The following is a 16,050-nucleotide window of genomic DNA, read 5'->3' on the forward strand; positions in this document are numbered from 1 at the left end:
TCAGTAGGCCGGCATGGTGCGCGGGCCGTGGTCGTCGCGGGCGGGCGGGGGTGCGAGCCGCAGGGTCGCGCCGAGGACGCTCGCGCCGTGCGGGGCCACGACGACCGGTTCCAGGGTGACGGCGACGACCTCGGGGTGGTCGTCGACCAGGCGGGAGACCCGCAGCAGCAGCTCCTCCAGCGCGGGGGTGTCCACGGGGGTGGAGCCGCGCCAGCCGAACAGCAGGGGCGCGGTGCGGATCGCGCGGACCAGCGAGGTCGCGTCCCGGTCGGTGACCGGGATCAGCCGGTGCGCCGTGTCGTCCAGCAGCTGCGACGCGGCGCCGGCGAGTCCGAAGGACAGCACGGCCCCGGCGGCCGGGTCGATCACGGCCCGTACGACGGTGTCGACGCCCCGGGGCGCCATCCCCTGCACCACCGGCCGCAGCTCCTCGGGCTTGCCGAACAGCTCGCTCAACTCGGCGTACGCCCGCCGCAGTTGCTCCTCGTCCGCCAGGTCCAGGCGCACGCCGCCCAGGTCGGCGCGGTGCCGCAGGTGCGGGGCGGTCGCCTTCAGGGCCACGGGGTAGCCGAGGGCGCGGGCGGCCTCGACGGCGTCGTCCGAGGTGGGCGCGGGGAGCGCGCGGCGCACCTCGATGCCGTACTTCGCGAGCAGCTCGCAGGTCCGCGCGTCCGAGATCGTGAGCCCCTCCCCGCGCTCCAGCGACTCCGCGATCAGCCGCGCTGCCCCCTTCTCGTCGATGTCCTCGTACTCGGGCACCCTCCCGGGGTCGGCCGCCTCCCGCCGCCACTGCCCGTACCGAACCGCTTCCGCGAGCGCGCGTACGGCACGCTCGGCGGCCGGGTAGGCGGGGATGAGACGGGTGCCCTCCGACGGCGGCGCGGCCGCGGTGGGCACCGCCTCCGCTCCCGCGGTGGGCGGACGTTCCGCGGGGCGGCGGAGGTCCCCCCGGTCGAGCGCAGCCGAGAGTGGGGGAAGGTGGGCGCCGCTCTCGGTGCCGGGCACCTTGCCGACGGCCTGTGGCGCGGTACTGGCCGCGGCGGACAGCGCCGCCGCCAGCCCGCCCAGCTCCACATGCACCACCAGCACCGGCTTCCCCGGCACCCCGGCGGCAGCCGACCGCAGCGCCTCCGCCAGCTCCGCGTCCTTCGGCGACGCCTCCCCGATCGCCGGAATCGCCGTCACCACGACGGAGTCGTTCGTCTCGTCGGCCAGTGCGGCGCTCAGCGCCCGGTGGAAGTCCTCCGGCGTCGCCCCGGTCGTCAGGTCGAGCGGCCGCGAAGGGCGCAGCCCCTCCGCGAGGCACCGGTCGTACGTCAGCACGCCCAGCGACTCGGAGTTCCCGAGGATCGCCACCCGGGGCCCGGCGGGCAGCGGTTGCCGGGCGAGCAGCAGGCCCGCGTCGACCAGTTCCGTGATCGTGTCGACCCGGATCACCCCGGCCTGCCGCAGCAGCGCGGAGACGGTCGCGTGCGGCAGCCGCGTCGCACGCACCGCGTGCCCCTGGGGCGCCGTGCCCGTCCCCTGCACCACGACCAGCGGCTTCGCGGCCGCCGTCCGCCGGGCCAGCCGGGTGAACTTGCGCGGGTTGCCGATGGTCTCCAGGTACATGAGCACGACGTCGGTGTGCTGGTCCTCGTACCAGTACTGGAGGACGTCGTTGCCGGACACGTCGGCCCGGTTGCCCGCGGAGACGAAGGTGGAGACGCCGGTCACCCCGGTCACCCCGCCGCCGCGCCGGTGCAGCCGGGACAGCAGCGCGATGCCGATGGCACCGGACTGGGCGAACATGCCGATGCGGCCGGGGCGCGGCATCTCGGGGGCGAGGGACGCGTTCAGCCGTACGTCCGGGGCGGTGTTGATGACGCCGAACGCGTTGGGCCCGATGATCCGCATGCCGTACGCCCGCGCCTGCTGCACGAGCGCCCGCTGCCGCACCTTGCCCTCGGGCCCGCTCTCGGCGTACCCGGCGCTGAGCACGACGAGCCCCTGGACGCCGTGTTCCCCGCACTCGGCGACCACGGCGGGCACGTACTCGGCCGGTACGGCGACGACGGCGAGGTCCACCGGGCCCTCGATGTCCCGCACGCAGCGGTACGCGCTCACCCCGTCGACCTCCGTCAGGTCCTCGGGGAAGGCCTTGTTCACGGCGTACAGCCGGCCGGCGTATCCGGCGTCCTTGATGTTGGCCAGGACGCTGCGGCCCACGCCGCCGGGCGCGCGGCCGACGCCGATGACCGCGACGGAGCCGGGGGCGAGGAGCCGCTGCACCGAGCGGGCCTCCGCGCGCTGCTCCCGCGCGTACTGCACGGCGAGGGCGCGGTCCGTGGGTTCGAGGTCCAGCTCCAGGCATACGACGCCGTCCTCGAAGCTGCGCTTCTGGGTGTACCCGGCGTCCGTGAACACCTTGATCATCTTGGTGTTGGCGGGCAGCACCTCGGCGGCGAACCGGCGGATGCCCCGCTCCCGGGCGACGGCCGCGATGTGCTCCAGCAGGGCGGAGGCGACCCCCCGGCCCTGGTGGGCGTCCTGCACCAGGAAGGCGACCTCGGCCTCGTCGGCCGGGCCGGACGCGGGCACGCCGCCGGCGCCGATGCGGTCGTAGCGCACCGTCGCTATGAACTCGCCGCCCACGGTGGCCGCGAGGCCCACCCGGTCGACGAAGTCGTGGTGGGTGAAGCGGTGGACGTCCTTGGCGGACAGCCGGGGGTAGGGCGCGAAGAAGCGGTAGTACTTGGACTCGTCCGAGACCTGCTCGTAGAAGTGGACCAGGCGGTCGGCGTCGTCGACGGTGATGGGCCGGATGCGGGCGGTGCCCCCGTCCCGCAGCACCACGTCCGCCTCCCAGTGCGCGGGGTACTCGTACCGGTCCTGCGGTTCCGCCGAGGTTCGCATGGGCCCCAGAGTACGGCTAGCGTCCGACAACGGCGCGAGGCAGTCTGTGGAGCACGGCGGAGGGGGTGCGCAGCCCCTCTTCTGGCACGCTTCACGATATGGAAGACTGGTCTAGACAACCCTGAACAGCGAAGGGCAGCAACACATGGCTGAGCGCCGCGTCAACGTCGGCTGGGCCGAGGGTCTTCACGCCCGCCCCGCCTCCATCTTCGTCCGGGCCGCCACGGCCGCAGGCATCCCGGTGACGATCGCCAAGTCCGGCGGCGGCACCCCGGTCAACGCGGCCTCCATGCTGGGCGTTCTGGGCCTGGGCGCCCAGGGCGGCGAGGAGATCGTGCTCGCGTCCGACGCCGACGGCGCGGAAGCCGCGCTGGACCGGCTGGCCAAGCTGGTCGCCGAGGGCCTGGAAGAGCTGCCCGAGACGGTCTGAGCAGGACCCCGCGACACTCTCAGCGGGATGCGGGAAGCCGCGTCATCCCTGTCGGGTGGCGTGGCTTCCGTGTTTTCGGAGCACCGCCGTATGAACCATGACAGCTATTCATCATGGCCCGCATCCGGAAATTCGCGACAGGTCGAAATAAGCGTCCGCCGAATATCCCACCCACTTTGTATACGGCATCCGCGTTAATTCCGTGCACCGGACATGTTTACGGGATGTTGCGAAGTCCTCACCCGCTCCGGGGCGCCGGGAATCCGCAACCGGTGCGCGGCCGTCGTCCGCTCGGTGTGCAGGGCGGTCACCGCGCGGGCGCGCTCGCCGTCGCCGCGCGCCACCGCGTCCACGATCGCGCCGTGCTCCGCCCAGGTGCCGGCCACGTCCGACGGCGTGTCCACCGTGTACATCCAGGCGATCTTGTGGCGCAGCTGAGTGAGCGTCGAGGTCAGCGAGGGACTGCCGCACGCCTGGGCCAGCGTCTCGTGGAACCAGCCGTCCAGGGCGCGCAGATCCTCGCCGCCACCCCTCCTGGCGCGCTCCTGGCCCAGCCGGACCAGTCCGCGCAGCACCTTCAGATGCGCCTCGGTGCGCCGCCGCGCCGCCCGGGCGGCCCCGAGCGGCTCCAGCAGCAGGCGCATCTCCAGCAGGTCGGCGGCCTCCTGCTCGGTGGGCTCGGCCACACAGGCGCCCGCGTGCCGGCGCGTCACCACGAAGCCCTCCGCCTCCAGGGTGCGCAGGGCCTCGCGCACGGGGACGCGCGAGACGCCGTAGCGGCGGGCCAGCACCTCCTCGGTGAGGCGGCCGCCGCGTTCGAGGACGCCGGCGACGATGTCGTCCCGGATCGCCGTGCACACCGAGTGCGCCGGAATACGCATGACCGACCTCCGCCTTAATACCCGCGACACGACGCCGACGACGGACGTGTGTTTTCCGTGACTCTATTCCACCGGGCCGGAATTTCCGACGGGAGGCCGGAATCCATGGATATTTTTTGGACAGGTCCCGGCGGAACGGCCGGAAAATGGCGAAAGCCCCGGCCGGGTGGCCGGGGCTTCGGACGGCTGTGCGGGAACGGTCAGACGTTCACGCCGTGGTGACGCAGGTACGCGACGGGGTCGACGTCGGAGCCGTAGTCCGGGCCGGTGCGTGCCTCGAAGTGCAGGTGCGGGCCGGTGACGTTGCCGGTCGCGCCGGACAGGGCGATCTGCTGGCCCGCGACGACCCGCTGGCCCACCGTGACGCCGATGGACGACAGATGACCGTACTGGGTGTACATGCCGTCGGCCATGCGGATCACGATCTCGTTGCCGTACGCCCCGCCCCAGCCGGTGGAGACGACGGTGCCGACGCCGACCGCGTGCACGGGGGTGCCGGTGGCCGCGTGGAAGTCGATGCCGGTGTGCGAGCCGGAGGACCACAGGGAGCTGCCGACCTTGTAGCCGGTGGACACGTAGGAGTGCGCGATCGGGGCGACGAAGGCGTTCAGCCGCCTGCGCTCGGCCTCCCGGGCGGCGCGGGCCCTGGCCTCGCGCGCCTCCTTCGCCCGCGCGGCGGCGGCCTTCTCGGCCGCCTCGTGCTCGGCGATCCGCTGCTGGGCGGTGGCCTGGGCGTCGATGTGCTCGGCGAGGTCGTCGGTCGCGGCGAGCACCGGGGTGAGGCCGGTCTGCTCGGCGGTGTTCTCGGCGGCGAGCGCCGGGGACGCGGCGAGGGTCCCGATGACGCCGGTGGTCGTCAGGGCCGCTATGCCGGCCGCCTGGGCGGTGGCGCGCTTGACCCGGCCGGGCTTGCGGTGCTTCCCGGTGGCGCATACGAACGCCATGTGTGTGGCTCGTCCTTTCCTTCCCTCTCGCCTACCGGGTTAGCTGACGGGTTCGGAGCAGGAAGGTCTCCTACGGGCGCCACGCTGTCGCGCGGATGCCCGATTCACCCCAAGGGACGTGTGGGTCCCCGGCTCCCCCGGCTCGCGCCTGCGGGGACTCGGCGATGGCTGTCCGGTGCCGCGGCTGCGGCGCACTGCCCGACGAACAACCCGGACGACGCTAAGCGGACCGGCTCTCAAAGCCCAAACGGATCGCGGCTTTTGTAGCGCATCCCACAGGGCAGAAAGGCAACCTCCGCCCCAATTCGGACATCCTGAGGAGAGAGTGGAACAAAGTGGGCCCTGACGACCCCGTAGGCCGTCAGGGCCCCACCGGTAAGGAGCCTGCCCGCGCGTGCCGTTACTCGGCCGCCACCACGGTGACCTCGCCGATGCCCAGCGCCTCGACCGGCGCCTTGATCTGCGCGGCGTCGCCGACCAGGACGGTCACCAGGCGGTCCACCGGGAAGGCGTTGACGACGGCCGCGGTGGCCTCCACGGTGCCCGTCGCGGCCAGCTGCCGGTAGAGCGTCGCCTGGAAGTCGTCGGGCAGGTGCTGCTCCACCTGGTCGGCGAGCGTGCCCGCGACGGCCGCCGCGGTCTCGTACTTGAGCGGCGCGACGCCGACGAGGTTCTGCACGGCGACGTCCCGCTCGGCGTCGGTCAGGCCCTCCGCCGCGAGAGTGCGCAGCACCTTCCACAGGTCGTCCAGGGCGGGACCCGTGTTGGGGGTGTCCACCGAGCCGCTGATGGCCAGCATGGAGACGCCGTTGCCCTCGGGACCCGAGCGGAGCACCTGCCCGAACGCGCGCACACCGTAGGTGTAGCCCTTCTCCTCGCGCAGGACGCGGTCCAGGCGGGAGGTGAGGGTGCCGCCGAGGCAGTAGGTGCCGAGCACCTGGGCGGGCCACACCCGGTCGTGCCGGTCCGCACCGACCCGGCCGATGAGCAGCTGCGTCTGGACGGCGCCGGGCCGGTCCACGATGACCACGCGCCCGGTGTCGTCGGCCGTCACCGCGGGCACCGGCCGGGGCTCGCCCGGGGTGCCGGTCCAGGCGCCCAGGGTGTCGCCGAGCAGCGCGTCCAGGTCGATGCCGGTGAGGTCGCCGACCACGACCGCGGTGGCCGTGGCGGGGCGCACATGGCGGTCGTAGAACGCGCGTACGGCGGTCTCGTCGATCTTCTCGACCGTCTCCTCGGTGCCCTGGCGCGGCCGGGACATGCGCGCGGCCGCCGGGAACAGCTCCTTGGAGAGTTCCTTGGCGGCCCGCCGGGCGGGGTTGGCCAGCTCGTGCGGGATCTCGTCCAGGCGGTTGCGGACCAGCCGCTCGACCTCGCTCTCGGCGAAGGCGGGGGCGCGCAGCGCGTCGGCGAGCAACCCGAGGCCCTTGGGCAGGCGGGAGGCGGGGACCTCCAGGCTGAGCCGGACGCCGGGGTGGTCGGCGTGGGCGTCGAGGGTGGCGCCCGCGCGCTCCAGCTCGGCGGCGAACTCCTCGGCGGAGTGCTGGTCGGTTCCCTCGGAGAAGGCCCGCGCCATGATGGTGGCGACGCCGTCCAGGCCGGCCGGCTCGGCGTCCAGGGGGGCGTCCAGGAGCACCTCGACGGCGACGACCTGCTGGCCGGGGCGGTGGCAGCGCAGCACGGTCAGGCCGTTGTCGAGCGCGTCGCGCTCCGGGGCCGGGAAGGCCCACGGCTTCGCCTCGCCGGCCTGCGGCTGGGGGTGGAAGTCCATGGTGGCGAGCTGCTCGGTCACTTGGCCGTCTCCTCGTTCTCGTTTCCGGCCTCTACGGTGGCCTCCGACTCCGGGTCCGCGGGCACGTCGGCGTCCTCGACGGCCTGCGGGGACTTCGGCTCGTAGACCAGGACCGCGCGGTTGTCGGGGCGCAGCCGGCCCTCGGCGACCTCCCGGACCTCCTCGGGGGTCACCTCCAGGATGCGCTGCACGGCGTTCAGCGCGAGCTGCGGGTCGCCGAACAGGACGGCGTAGCGGCACAGTTCGTCGGCGCGGCCCGCGACGGTGCCGAGCCGGTCCAGCCACTCGCGCTCCAGCTGGGCCTGGGCGCGCTCCATCTCCTCCGGGGTGGGGCCCTCCTCGGCGAACCGGGCCAGCTCCTCGTCGATGGCGGTCTCGATGACCGGCACCTCCACGTCGCCGGAGGTCTTCACGTCCAGCCAGCCCATGGAGGGCGCGCCGGCCAGGCGCAGCAGGCCGAAGCCGGCCGCGACGGCCGTACGGTCGCGCCGCACAAGGCGGTTGTACAGCCGGGAGGACTCGCCGCCGCCGAGCACGGTCAGGGCGAGGTCGGCCGCGTCGCACGCGCGCGAGCCGTCCTGCGGCAGCCGGTAGGCGGCCATCAGGGCGCGCGCCGGGACCTCCTCCACGACGACCTCGCGCCGCTGCTCGCCGATGACGTCCGGCAGGGAGCCGTCTCGGGGCGCGGGCTTGCCGTCGTGGGACGGGATCGAACCGAAGTACTTCTCGATCCAGGCGAGCGTCTGCGCGGGGTCGATGTCGCCGACCACGGAGAGCACCGCGTTGTTCGGCGCGTAGTAGGTGCGGAAGAACTGGCGGGCGTCCTCCAGGGTGGCCGCGTCCAGGTCCGCCATGGAGCCGATCGGCGTGTGGTGGTAGGGGTGGCCCTCCGGGTACGACAGGGCGGTCAGCTTCTCGAAGGCCGTGCCGTAGGGGACGTTGTCGTAGCGCTGGCGGCGCTCGTTCTTGACGACGTCGCGCTGGTTCTCCATGGACTCGTCGTCCAGGGCGGTCAGCAGGGAGCCCATGCGGTCGGCCTCCAGCCAGAGCGCGAGCTCCAGCTGGTGGGCGGGCATGGTCTCGAAGTAGTTGGTGCGCTCGAAGCTGGTGGTGCCGTTGAGCGAGCCGCCGGCGCCCTGCACCAGCTCGAAGTGGCCGTTGCCCCTGACCTGCCCGGAACCCTGGAACATCAGGTGCTCGAAAAGGTGGGCCAGGCCGGTGCGGCCCCTGACCTCGTGGCGGGAACCGACGTCGTACCAGAGGCAGACCGCCGCCACGGGGGTCAGGTGGTCCTCGGAAAGCACCACGCGCAGACCGTTGGCCAGCCGGTGCTCGGTCGCTGTCAGGCCCCCGGAGCCTGCCTCGGCCGTGGTCGTGTGACCCATGGGCATGTACGTCCCTTCGCGAGCGGAGGCGGTTGTGGAAACCGCGGTTTTCCTGCCGTTCCTGCCACTGTATGCAAAGCGTGCGGGGCCTCGGCGAAGTTCCCGCGGCACGTACGCCCACAGCGGATCGCGTAGCCTGCCTCGCACCCGGACCCGGTGATCGCCCGGGGCGACGGTCCGGGTTGTCAGTGCCCCGGTCCACAATGGTCCGCGACAGATCCGTCAAAAGCTTCAGCACGAGCGAGCCGAAGGGTGCGCGCCCCGAAGGCGAGCGATCAGATCAGGAGGAGCCGGCAGCGATGGCCCGCCGCAGCACGAAGACCCCGCCGCCCGACGATTCGTACGAGGAGAAGATCCTCGACATCGACGTCGTGGACGAGATGCGTGGCTCCTACCTTGAGTACGCCTACTCGGTCATCTACTCGCGCGCCCTGCCGGACGCCCGTGACGGTCTCAAGCCGGTGCACCGCCGGATCGTCTACCAGATGAACGAGATGGGCCTGCGCCCCGAACGCGGCTACGTGAAGTGCGCGCGTGTCGTCGGCGAGGTCATGGGCAAGCTGCACCCGCACGGCGACGCGTCGATCTACGACGCCCTGGTGCGCATGGCCCAGCCCTTCTCCATGCGGCTGCCGCTGGTCGACGGCCACGGCAACTTCGGCTCGCTGGGCAATGACGACCCGCCGGCCGCCATGCGGTACACCGAGTGCCGCATGGCCGAGGCCACGAGCCTGATGACCGAGTCGATCGACGAGGACACGGTCGACTTCGCGCCGAACTACGACGGCCAGGAGCAGGAGCCGGTGGCCCTGCCCGCCGCCTTCCCGAACCTGCTGGTCAACGGCTCCTCGGGCATCGCGGTCGGCATGGCGACCAACATGCCGCCGCACAACCTGCGCGAGGTCGTGGCCGCCGCCCGCCACCTGGTCCGGTACCCGAACGCGGACCTGGACGCGCTGATGAAGCACGTCCCCGGCCCGGACCTGCCCACCGGCGGCCGGATCGTCGGCCTGGACGGCATCCGCGACGCGTACGCGACCGGCCGCGGCACCTTCAAGATGCGGGCGACGGTCTCCATCGAGCCCGTGACCGCCCGCCGCAAGGGCCTGGTGGTCACCGAACTGCCGTTCACCGTCGGCCCCGAGAAGGTCATCGCGAAGATCAAGGACCTGGTCAACTCGAAGAAGGTCCAGGGCATCGCCGACGTCAAGGACCTCACCGACCGCGAGCACGGGCTGCGCCTGGTCATCGAGATCAAGAACGGCTTCGTGCCCGAGGCCATCCTGGAGCAGCTCTACAAGCTGACGCCGATGGAGGAGTCCTTCGGGATCAACAACGTGGCCCTGGTGGACGGCCAGCCGCTCACCCTGGGCCTGAAGGAACTCCTGGAGGTCTACCTCGACCACCGCTTCGACGTGGTGCGCCGCCGCAGCGAGTTCCGCCGCGGCAAGAAGAGCGACCGGCTGCACCTGGTCGAGGGCCTGCTGACCGCCCTGGTCGACATCGACGAGGTCATCCGGCTGATCCGGTCCAGCGAGAACTCCGCGCAGGCCAAGGAGCGCCTGATGCGGCGCTTCTCGCTGAGCGAGGTGCAGACGCAGTACATCCTCGACACGCCGCTGCGCCGGCTCACCAAGTACGACCGCATCGAGCTGGAGGCGGAGAAGGACAAGCTCACCGAGGAGATCGCGGAGCTGACCCGGATCCTCGACTCCGACCAGGAGCTGCGCAAGCTGGTCTCGGCCGAGCTGGCCGCCGTGGCCAAGAAGTTCGGCACCGACCGGCGCACCGTGCTGCTGGAGTCCGGCGGCGCCCCGGCGGCCGCCGTGCCGCTCCAGGTGGCCGACGACCCGTGCCGGGTGCTGCTGTCCTCCACGGGCCTGCTGGCGCGTACGGCGACCGCCGAGCCGTTCCCGGAGCAGGCGGGCGCCAAGCGGGTCAAGCACGATGTGATCGTCTCGGCGGTGCCGGCGACCGCGCGCGGCGAGATCGGCGCGGTGACCTCGGCGGGCCGGCTGCTGCGGATCAACGTGGTGGACCTGCCACAGCTGCCCGAGACGGCGAGCGCGCCGAACCTCGCCGGGGGCGCGCCGCTCGCGGAGTTCGTCTCCCTGGTGGACGACGAGACGGTGGTCTGCCTGACCACGCTGGACGAGTCCTCCCCCGGCCTCGCGCTCGGCACCGAGCAGGGGGTGGTCAAGCGCGTGGTGCCCGACTACCCGTCCAACAAGGACGAGTTGGAGGTCGTCACGCTCAAGGAGGGCGACCGGATCGTCGGCGCGGTGGAGCTGCGCACCGGCGAGGAGGACCTGGTCTTCATCACGGACGACGCGCAACTGCTGCGCTTCCAGGCGTCCATCGTCCGTCCGCAGGGCCGCCCGGCGGGCGGTATGGCGGGCATCAAGCTCGCCGAGGGCGTGAAGGTCATCTGCTTCACGGCCGTCGACCCGGCCGCCGACGCGGTGGTGTTCACGGTGGCCGGCTCGCGCGGCACGCTGGACGACTCGGTCCAGACGACGGCCAAGCTGACCCCGTTCGACCAGTACCCGCGCAAGGGCCGGGCCACCGGCGGCGTGCGCTGCCAGCGGTTCCTGAAGGGCGAGGACTGTCTGGCGCTGGCCTGGGCGGGCCCGGTGCCCGCACGCGCGGCGCAGAAGAACGGCACCCCGGCCCAGCTGCCGGAGCCGGACCCGCGCCGGGACGGCTCGGGAACCTCGCTGCCGAAGACGGTCTCGGTGGTCGCGGGACCGGTCTTCTGAGCAGCGGTGGGGCTTGTGCGGCCGCCGTGACGCCCCGCTAGCCGCCGTAGGGCTCCGGACCGGGTTCGTCCTCGGAGCCCTGCACATAGCGCAGGACGCCCCACATGCCGTGTTCGTCGGCGTGCGGGGCGTCGCTCTCGCACCCCTTCAGCTCCTTGCCGAGCGCCTCGGTGCCGATGCCGGAGCCGATCAGCACGAGTTGGGTGCGGCGGGTCTCGGCGGGCGCCCAGGGCTCGGGGTAGAAGCGCAGGAACCGGCCCACGGCGTGCATGGTGTACCGGTTGCGGGGGTCGCACGGGCCGAGGTCGACGTGGCCCTTGATCCGGTACAGCCCCTCGGGCCGGCTGTCCAGGAACCGCATGAGGCGGCGCGGGTCCATGGGGACGTCCGAGGTGAAGGACAGGCTGTCGTAGCCGGTGTGCAGGTGTCCGGCGTGACCGTCCGCGCCCGGACCGTCCGCGTCGTGGTCGCCGCCGCGGTCGTGCAGGTCGTCGAAGGACAGCTGGCCGATGCGCTCCTCGCTCGGCCGGCAGTCGAAGAGGAACTCGGGATCGAGGCGCCCGTAGGTGGCCGGGACGACGGCGGCCCGGTCGGTCAGGGAACCCACCAGGGCGAGCACCCGTTCGGGGTCCGCGGCCCGGTCGAGCTTGTTGACGACGACCAGGTCGGCGAGGCCGAGATGCCGGTCGATCTCGGGGTGCCGCGCGCGCGTGTCGTCGAACTCGGCCGCGTCCACGACCTCGACCAGGCCGCCGTAGACGATGCCGGGGTGCTCGCTGGCGAGCACCATCCGCACCAGTTCCTGGGGTTCGGCGAGTCCGCTGGCCTCGATGACGATCACGTCGATCCCGGCCTCGGGCGCGGCGAGTCTGCCCAGGTAGACGTCGAGCTCACCGGCGTCCACGGCGCAGCACAGGCAGCCGTTGCCCAGGGAGACGGTGGAGTCGCCGAGGGCGCCCGCGACGGCCAGGGCGTCGATCTCGATGGCGCCGAAGTCGTTGACGATCGCTCCGATCCTGCTGCCCGCGCTGCGGTGCAGCAGGTGGTTGAGGAGCGTGGTCTTCCCGGAGCCGAGGAAACCGGCCAGGACGACGACCGGGATCTGCTGCTGGGGACGACGGCTGCCGTCCGTGCTGTGCGCCAAGCTGTTCCCCAAGGGGCGGCCTTTCTCCTGTGAACGGGCTGCGGACCAGGATAAAAGGGCGCCGTGGGGCGGAAGGGGTCCCGAGCGCGGGAGGCAAGGGTCTCGGGGCGGAGGCCCGGGGGCGAGGGTGGCCGGGTCCCGGGCCCGCACGGCAAGAACCGCGACGGCGAGCCGGGGCCGGGCCGGCCGGTCAGGCGGCGGGCACCGCGACCGGCGGCTCGGGGCCCACATAACGCGCCACCGGTCGGATGATCTTCGGATCGGCGGTCTGTTCCAGGATGTTGGCGCTCCAGCCCACGACCCGGGCCGCGGCGAAGGTGGGGGTGAACATCTCCCGGGGCAGGCCGCACAGTTCCATGACCACACCGGCGTAGAACTCGACGTTGATATGGAGTTCACGGCCCGGCTTCAGCTCGGCGAGGATGGCCTCGACCCGGCGTTCGACCTCCACCGCGAGGTCCACCCGGGGGCCGCCGAAGCCGAGGGCGATCTCCCGCAGCATCCGCGAACGCGGGTCCTCCGTGCGGTAGACGGCGTGTCCGAAGCCCATGATCCGCTCGCCGGCCAGCACCCGTTCCCGGATCCAGGGGTCTATGCGGTCCGGGGTGCCGATCGCGTCCAGGGTGTCCAGAGCCCGGCTGGGCGCACCCCCGTGCAGCGGGCCGGACAGCGCGCCCACGGCGCCGGTCAGACAGGCCGCCACGTCGGCGCCGGTGGAGGCGATGACCCGCGCCGTGAATGTTGATGCATTGAACCCATGGTCAACGGTCGAGATCAAGTATTGCTCGACTGCATGAGCCTTGCGCGGATCGGGTTCCGAACCGGTCAGCATGTAGAGGTAGTTGGCCGCGTACGGCAGGTCCTCGCGCGGCTCCACCGGGTCGAGCCCCTGCCCCGATCGGTACAGGGCGGTGAGCAGGGTGGGGACGGCGGCGCAGGCGGCCAGGGCGTCGGCGCGGCGCCGGTCGGCGTCGAGGTCGTACAGCGGCCGGAATCCGCGCGCCGCACCGAGCAGGGACAGCGCGGTGCGCAGGCCGGCCAGCGGGCCGGAGCCGCGGCCTGCGGCGGCGATCGCGGGCAGGGCCGCCCTGACCTCCTCAGGGAGCCGTCGCAGGGCCGCGGTCTCGGCGGCGAAGGCGGCGCTGCGCTCTGCGTCCGGGAGGGCGCCGTGCGCGAGCAGGTGCCAGACGTCCTCGAAGCGGCGGGTGCGGGCGAGGTCGACCGCCGAGTACTGGCGGTAGTGGTAGAAGCCCTCCCGCCCCCGGACGTCGCCGATCTCCGTCTCGGTGACGACGACGCCCGCGAGACCACGCGGGGCGTCGACGAGGGGTGTTGCGGTCCTGTCGATGGTCATGACGGTCCTCCCTGAGCTTGATCCGACTGTCCACTCTTGATGTTCCTTCTGTCAATGTTGATTGAATCAATACAAGGAAAGTCGGCCATCAACAAGTGCAGAGGCCGCTACGGTGACCCCCATGCGCGATCACGAACCCGCCCCCAACCGCCCCGGGCGAAGACTGACCACCAAGGAGACCGCCGAACTGCTCGGCGTGAAGCCCGAGACGGTGTACGCGTATGTCAGCCGCGGCCTGCTGAGCAGCAAACGCGAACCCGGCGGCCGCGCCAGCACCTTCGAGGCGCGCGAGGTGGAGGACCTGGCCCGGCGCAACCGCCGCGAAAGCGCCGGGATTCCGGGCTCGGGCGGCGATCTCTCGGTGCGCACCCGGATCACGCTGATCGAGGCGGACCGGTACTACTACCGGGGCGTCGACGCCACCGAGCTGGCCGCCCGCCACTCCTACGAGGAGGTCGCGGAGTGGCTGTGGACCGGCCGGCTCGTGCCCGGTACGGCCTTCACCGCGCCCGCGGCGACCGTGCGCGTCGCCCGTTGGGCCGTGAAGGCGCTGCCCGAGCACACCTCCCCCATCGACCGGCTCCGGGTCGCGACGATCGCCGCGGCGGCCGAGGACCCGCTGCGCTTCGACCTGTCCGGGGAGGCCGTGCTGAACACGGCGCGCGTACTCATCCCCACGCTCGTCTCCGCCCTGCCGCCGGTCGTGCGCGACCCCGGGGAGGACGTGCCGCTGGCCCACCGCCTGTGGTCGCGGCTGACCGGCCGGAACGCGGACGAGGACGCCCTGCGGGTACTGGACGCCGCGCTGGTCCTGCTCGCCGACCACGACCTGGCCGCCTCCACGCTCGCGGTCCGGGTCGCCGCCTCCGCGCGGGCCCACGCCTACGCGACCGTCTCGGCCGGCCTCGGCGTCCTGGAGGGCCCGTTGCACGGCGCCAGCAGCGGACTGGCGCACCGGATGCTGCTGGACGTCCTCGAACTGGGCAACGCGGCCCCGGTGATCGCCGACGAACTGCGCGCGGGCCGCCGCATCCCCGGGCTCGGCCACCGCCTCTACACCGGCGAGGACCCCCGCGCACAGGTGCTCTTCGGCCTGCTGGAGCGGCTCCCGCGCGCGGAACCGGCCCTGCTCGCGGCTCGCGACATCGTCGCCACGACCGCCCGGCACACCCCGCTGCACGCCAATGTCGACCTGGCGCTCGCGGTGTTCACCTCCTCCTTCGGCATGCCGGCCACCGCCGGTGAGACGATCTTCGCCGTCGCCCGCACGGCGGGCTGGATCGCGCACGCCCTGGAGGAGTACGGCGAGCGCCCGCTTCGCATGCGCCCCGTCGGCCACTACATCGGCCCGCGCCCGCCACAGCCCCTCCCGGAGCCGGACTGAGCCCTCGCGAGTCGCCGCGGGCCCCGAAGCCGCGCCCCATCGGGAGTCCGCCGCCTCTCCCCGAGGCGGCCCTTCCATGAGCACGACACGACCCCGGCCGGAAGTCGCCCTGGCGAAAGTCAGGTTAGGCTCACCTCTGTGAGTAGGTGTGCGTCCGTCTCCCGAAGCCTCGACGAGCCCGTTGCGGCGACGGCGGCGACGGCCACGACGTGGCTGCTGCTGGAACAGCCCGGCCCGTGGGGCGCCAAGGCGCTTACTTCCAGCCACCTGGACCCGGCGCTCGGCCGGGCGCTGGAGGCGGCCGCGGAGGGCACCGGCGTACGCGTCGCGCTCATCCGGCGCCCCGGTCGCCACGCGGACCCCGGCACGCCCGGGATCCGCCGGGTCTACGCCGCCCACACCGTGCCGGGCCGGGTGTGGCTGCACGCGGCCGCCACCCGTGACCCCCGGCAGCTCCTCTGCCTGGACCTCGCGGCCCTCGGGGCGGGCGACCACCGTTCCTTCGGCGCGGTGCTCGGCGGGCGTCCGCACACCGGCGATCCGCTCGCGCTCGTGTGCACCAACGGCAAGCGCGACCGCTGCTGCGCCCTGCTGGGCCGCCCGCTCGCCGCCGAGCTCGCCGCGTCGGGGGAAGGCGGGGTCTGGGAGGTCACCCATCTGGGTGGACATCGTTTCGCGCCGACGGTGCTCGTGCTGCCGTACGGCTACGCCTACGGCCGCGCCGACGCGCACACCCTCAAGAAGGCGCTGGACGGCGTCCGGGAGGGCCGGGTGGCCGTCGAGGGGTGCCGCGGCTGCTCCGCCTTCGAACGCCCTGGTCAGGCCGCTGAACTGGCGGTGCGTGAGGTGGCGGGCGAGTACCGGGCGGGCGTGCTGGGCGTCGTACGGACCGAGGGCGCGGCCCCCCGCTGGGCGGTCACCGTGGCCCACGCCGACGGCCGGCGCTGGCGGGTCACCGTGGCGCGCGGCGCGTCACTGCCGCCGCGCCCGGAAAGTTGCGGCGCCTCGGTGCTCGGTACCCCGGCGCGGATGACCGTACTGGCGGTGCGCGCGTTGCGGCCGACGGCGCTGGCGAGCTGAAC

Annotated in this window: 11 protein-coding genes and 1 riboswitch; of the genes, 4 read left to right on the forward strand and 7 right to left on the reverse strand. The window is 72.9% G+C overall.

Annotated elements, in window-relative coordinates; genetic code table 11:
- Positions 1–2,895 carry a bifunctional acetate--CoA ligase family protein/GNAT family N-acetyltransferase gene (locus ACWDD7_RS21150; protein ID WP_450458468.1) on the reverse strand — a complete coding sequence of 965 codons (2,895 nt, stop codon included), beginning with the start codon at positions 2,893–2,895 and terminating at the stop codon, positions 1–3.
- Positions 2,896–3,040: 145 nt separating this feature from the next.
- On the opposite strand from ACWDD7_RS21150, the gene ACWDD7_RS21155 reads away from it, so the two are divergent.
- Positions 3,041–3,325, forward strand: coding sequence for an HPr family phosphocarrier protein (locus tag ACWDD7_RS21155; RefSeq protein ID WP_351864845.1), 285 nt, complete (start codon positions 3,041–3,043; stop codon positions 3,323–3,325).
- A 194-nt stretch (positions 3,326–3,519) separates the two neighbouring features.
- On the opposite strand, the gene ACWDD7_RS21160 is transcribed toward ACWDD7_RS21155, so the two are convergent.
- The 4 genes from ACWDD7_RS21160 to ACWDD7_RS21175 all read right to left on the reverse strand — a co-directional run bounded on the left by ACWDD7_RS21160 (position 3,520) and on the right by ACWDD7_RS21175 (position 8,333).
- Positions 3,520–4,206 (reverse strand): GntR family transcriptional regulator, encoded by a 687-nt coding sequence (locus ACWDD7_RS21160; protein WP_392211532.1) that lies wholly within the window; start codon positions 4,204–4,206, stop codon positions 3,520–3,522.
- Positions 4,207–4,406: 200 nt separating this feature from the next.
- On the reverse strand, positions 4,407–5,150 hold the full coding sequence (locus ACWDD7_RS21165; protein WP_450458469.1) for a M23 family metallopeptidase: 744 nt from the start codon (positions 5,148–5,150) through the stop codon (positions 4,407–4,409).
- Positions 5,151–5,163: 13 nt separating this feature from the next.
- A riboswitch (cyclic di-AMP (ydaO/yuaA leader) is annotated at positions 5,164–5,324 on the reverse strand.
- Positions 5,325–5,550: 226 nt separating this feature from the next.
- Positions 5,551–6,921 carry a M16 family metallopeptidase gene (locus ACWDD7_RS21170; protein WP_450458496.1) on the reverse strand — a complete coding sequence of 457 codons (1,371 nt, stop codon included), beginning with the start codon at positions 6,919–6,921 and terminating at the stop codon, positions 5,551–5,553.
- 17 nt (positions 6,922–6,938) lie between these two features.
- A complete protein-coding gene (locus tag ACWDD7_RS21175) occupies positions 6,939–8,333 on the reverse strand; it encodes a M16 family metallopeptidase (RefSeq protein WP_392211530.1) in 1,395 nt (464 codons plus the stop codon).
- A 293-nt stretch (positions 8,334–8,626) separates the two neighbouring features.
- On the opposite strand from ACWDD7_RS21175, the gene ACWDD7_RS21180 reads away from it, so the two are divergent.
- Positions 8,627–11,086 (forward strand): DNA gyrase/topoisomerase IV subunit A, encoded by a 2,460-nt coding sequence (locus tag ACWDD7_RS21180; RefSeq protein ID WP_450458470.1) that lies wholly within the window; start codon positions 8,627–8,629, stop codon positions 11,084–11,086.
- A 37-nt stretch (positions 11,087–11,123) separates the two neighbouring features.
- Here the strand turns inward: ACWDD7_RS21180 and ACWDD7_RS21185 are convergent, their stop codons facing one another.
- On the reverse strand, positions 11,124–12,242 hold the full coding sequence (locus ACWDD7_RS21185) for a CobW family GTP-binding protein (RefSeq protein WP_450458471.1): 1,119 nt from the start codon (positions 12,240–12,242) through the stop codon (positions 11,124–11,126).
- A gap of 178 nt (positions 12,243–12,420) precedes the next feature.
- On the reverse strand, positions 12,421–13,584 hold the full coding sequence (locus tag ACWDD7_RS21190; protein WP_450458472.1) for a citrate synthase: 1,164 nt from the start codon (positions 13,582–13,584) through the stop codon (positions 12,421–12,423).
- Positions 13,585–13,705: 121 nt separating this feature from the next.
- Between ACWDD7_RS21190 and ACWDD7_RS21195 the strand changes: the two genes are divergently transcribed.
- Positions 13,706–14,968, forward strand: a complete 1,263-nt coding sequence (locus ACWDD7_RS21195) for a citrate synthase (protein WP_450458473.1) — start codon at positions 13,706–13,708, stop codon at positions 14,966–14,968.
- A 138-nt stretch (positions 14,969–15,106) separates the two neighbouring features.
- Positions 15,107–16,048 (forward strand): sucrase ferredoxin, encoded by a 942-nt coding sequence (locus ACWDD7_RS21200; RefSeq protein ID WP_450458474.1) that lies wholly within the window; start codon positions 15,107–15,109, stop codon positions 16,046–16,048.
- Positions 16,049–16,050 lie beyond the last annotated feature (2 nt).

The organism is Streptomyces sp. NPDC001056 (genome assembly GCF_053598955.1).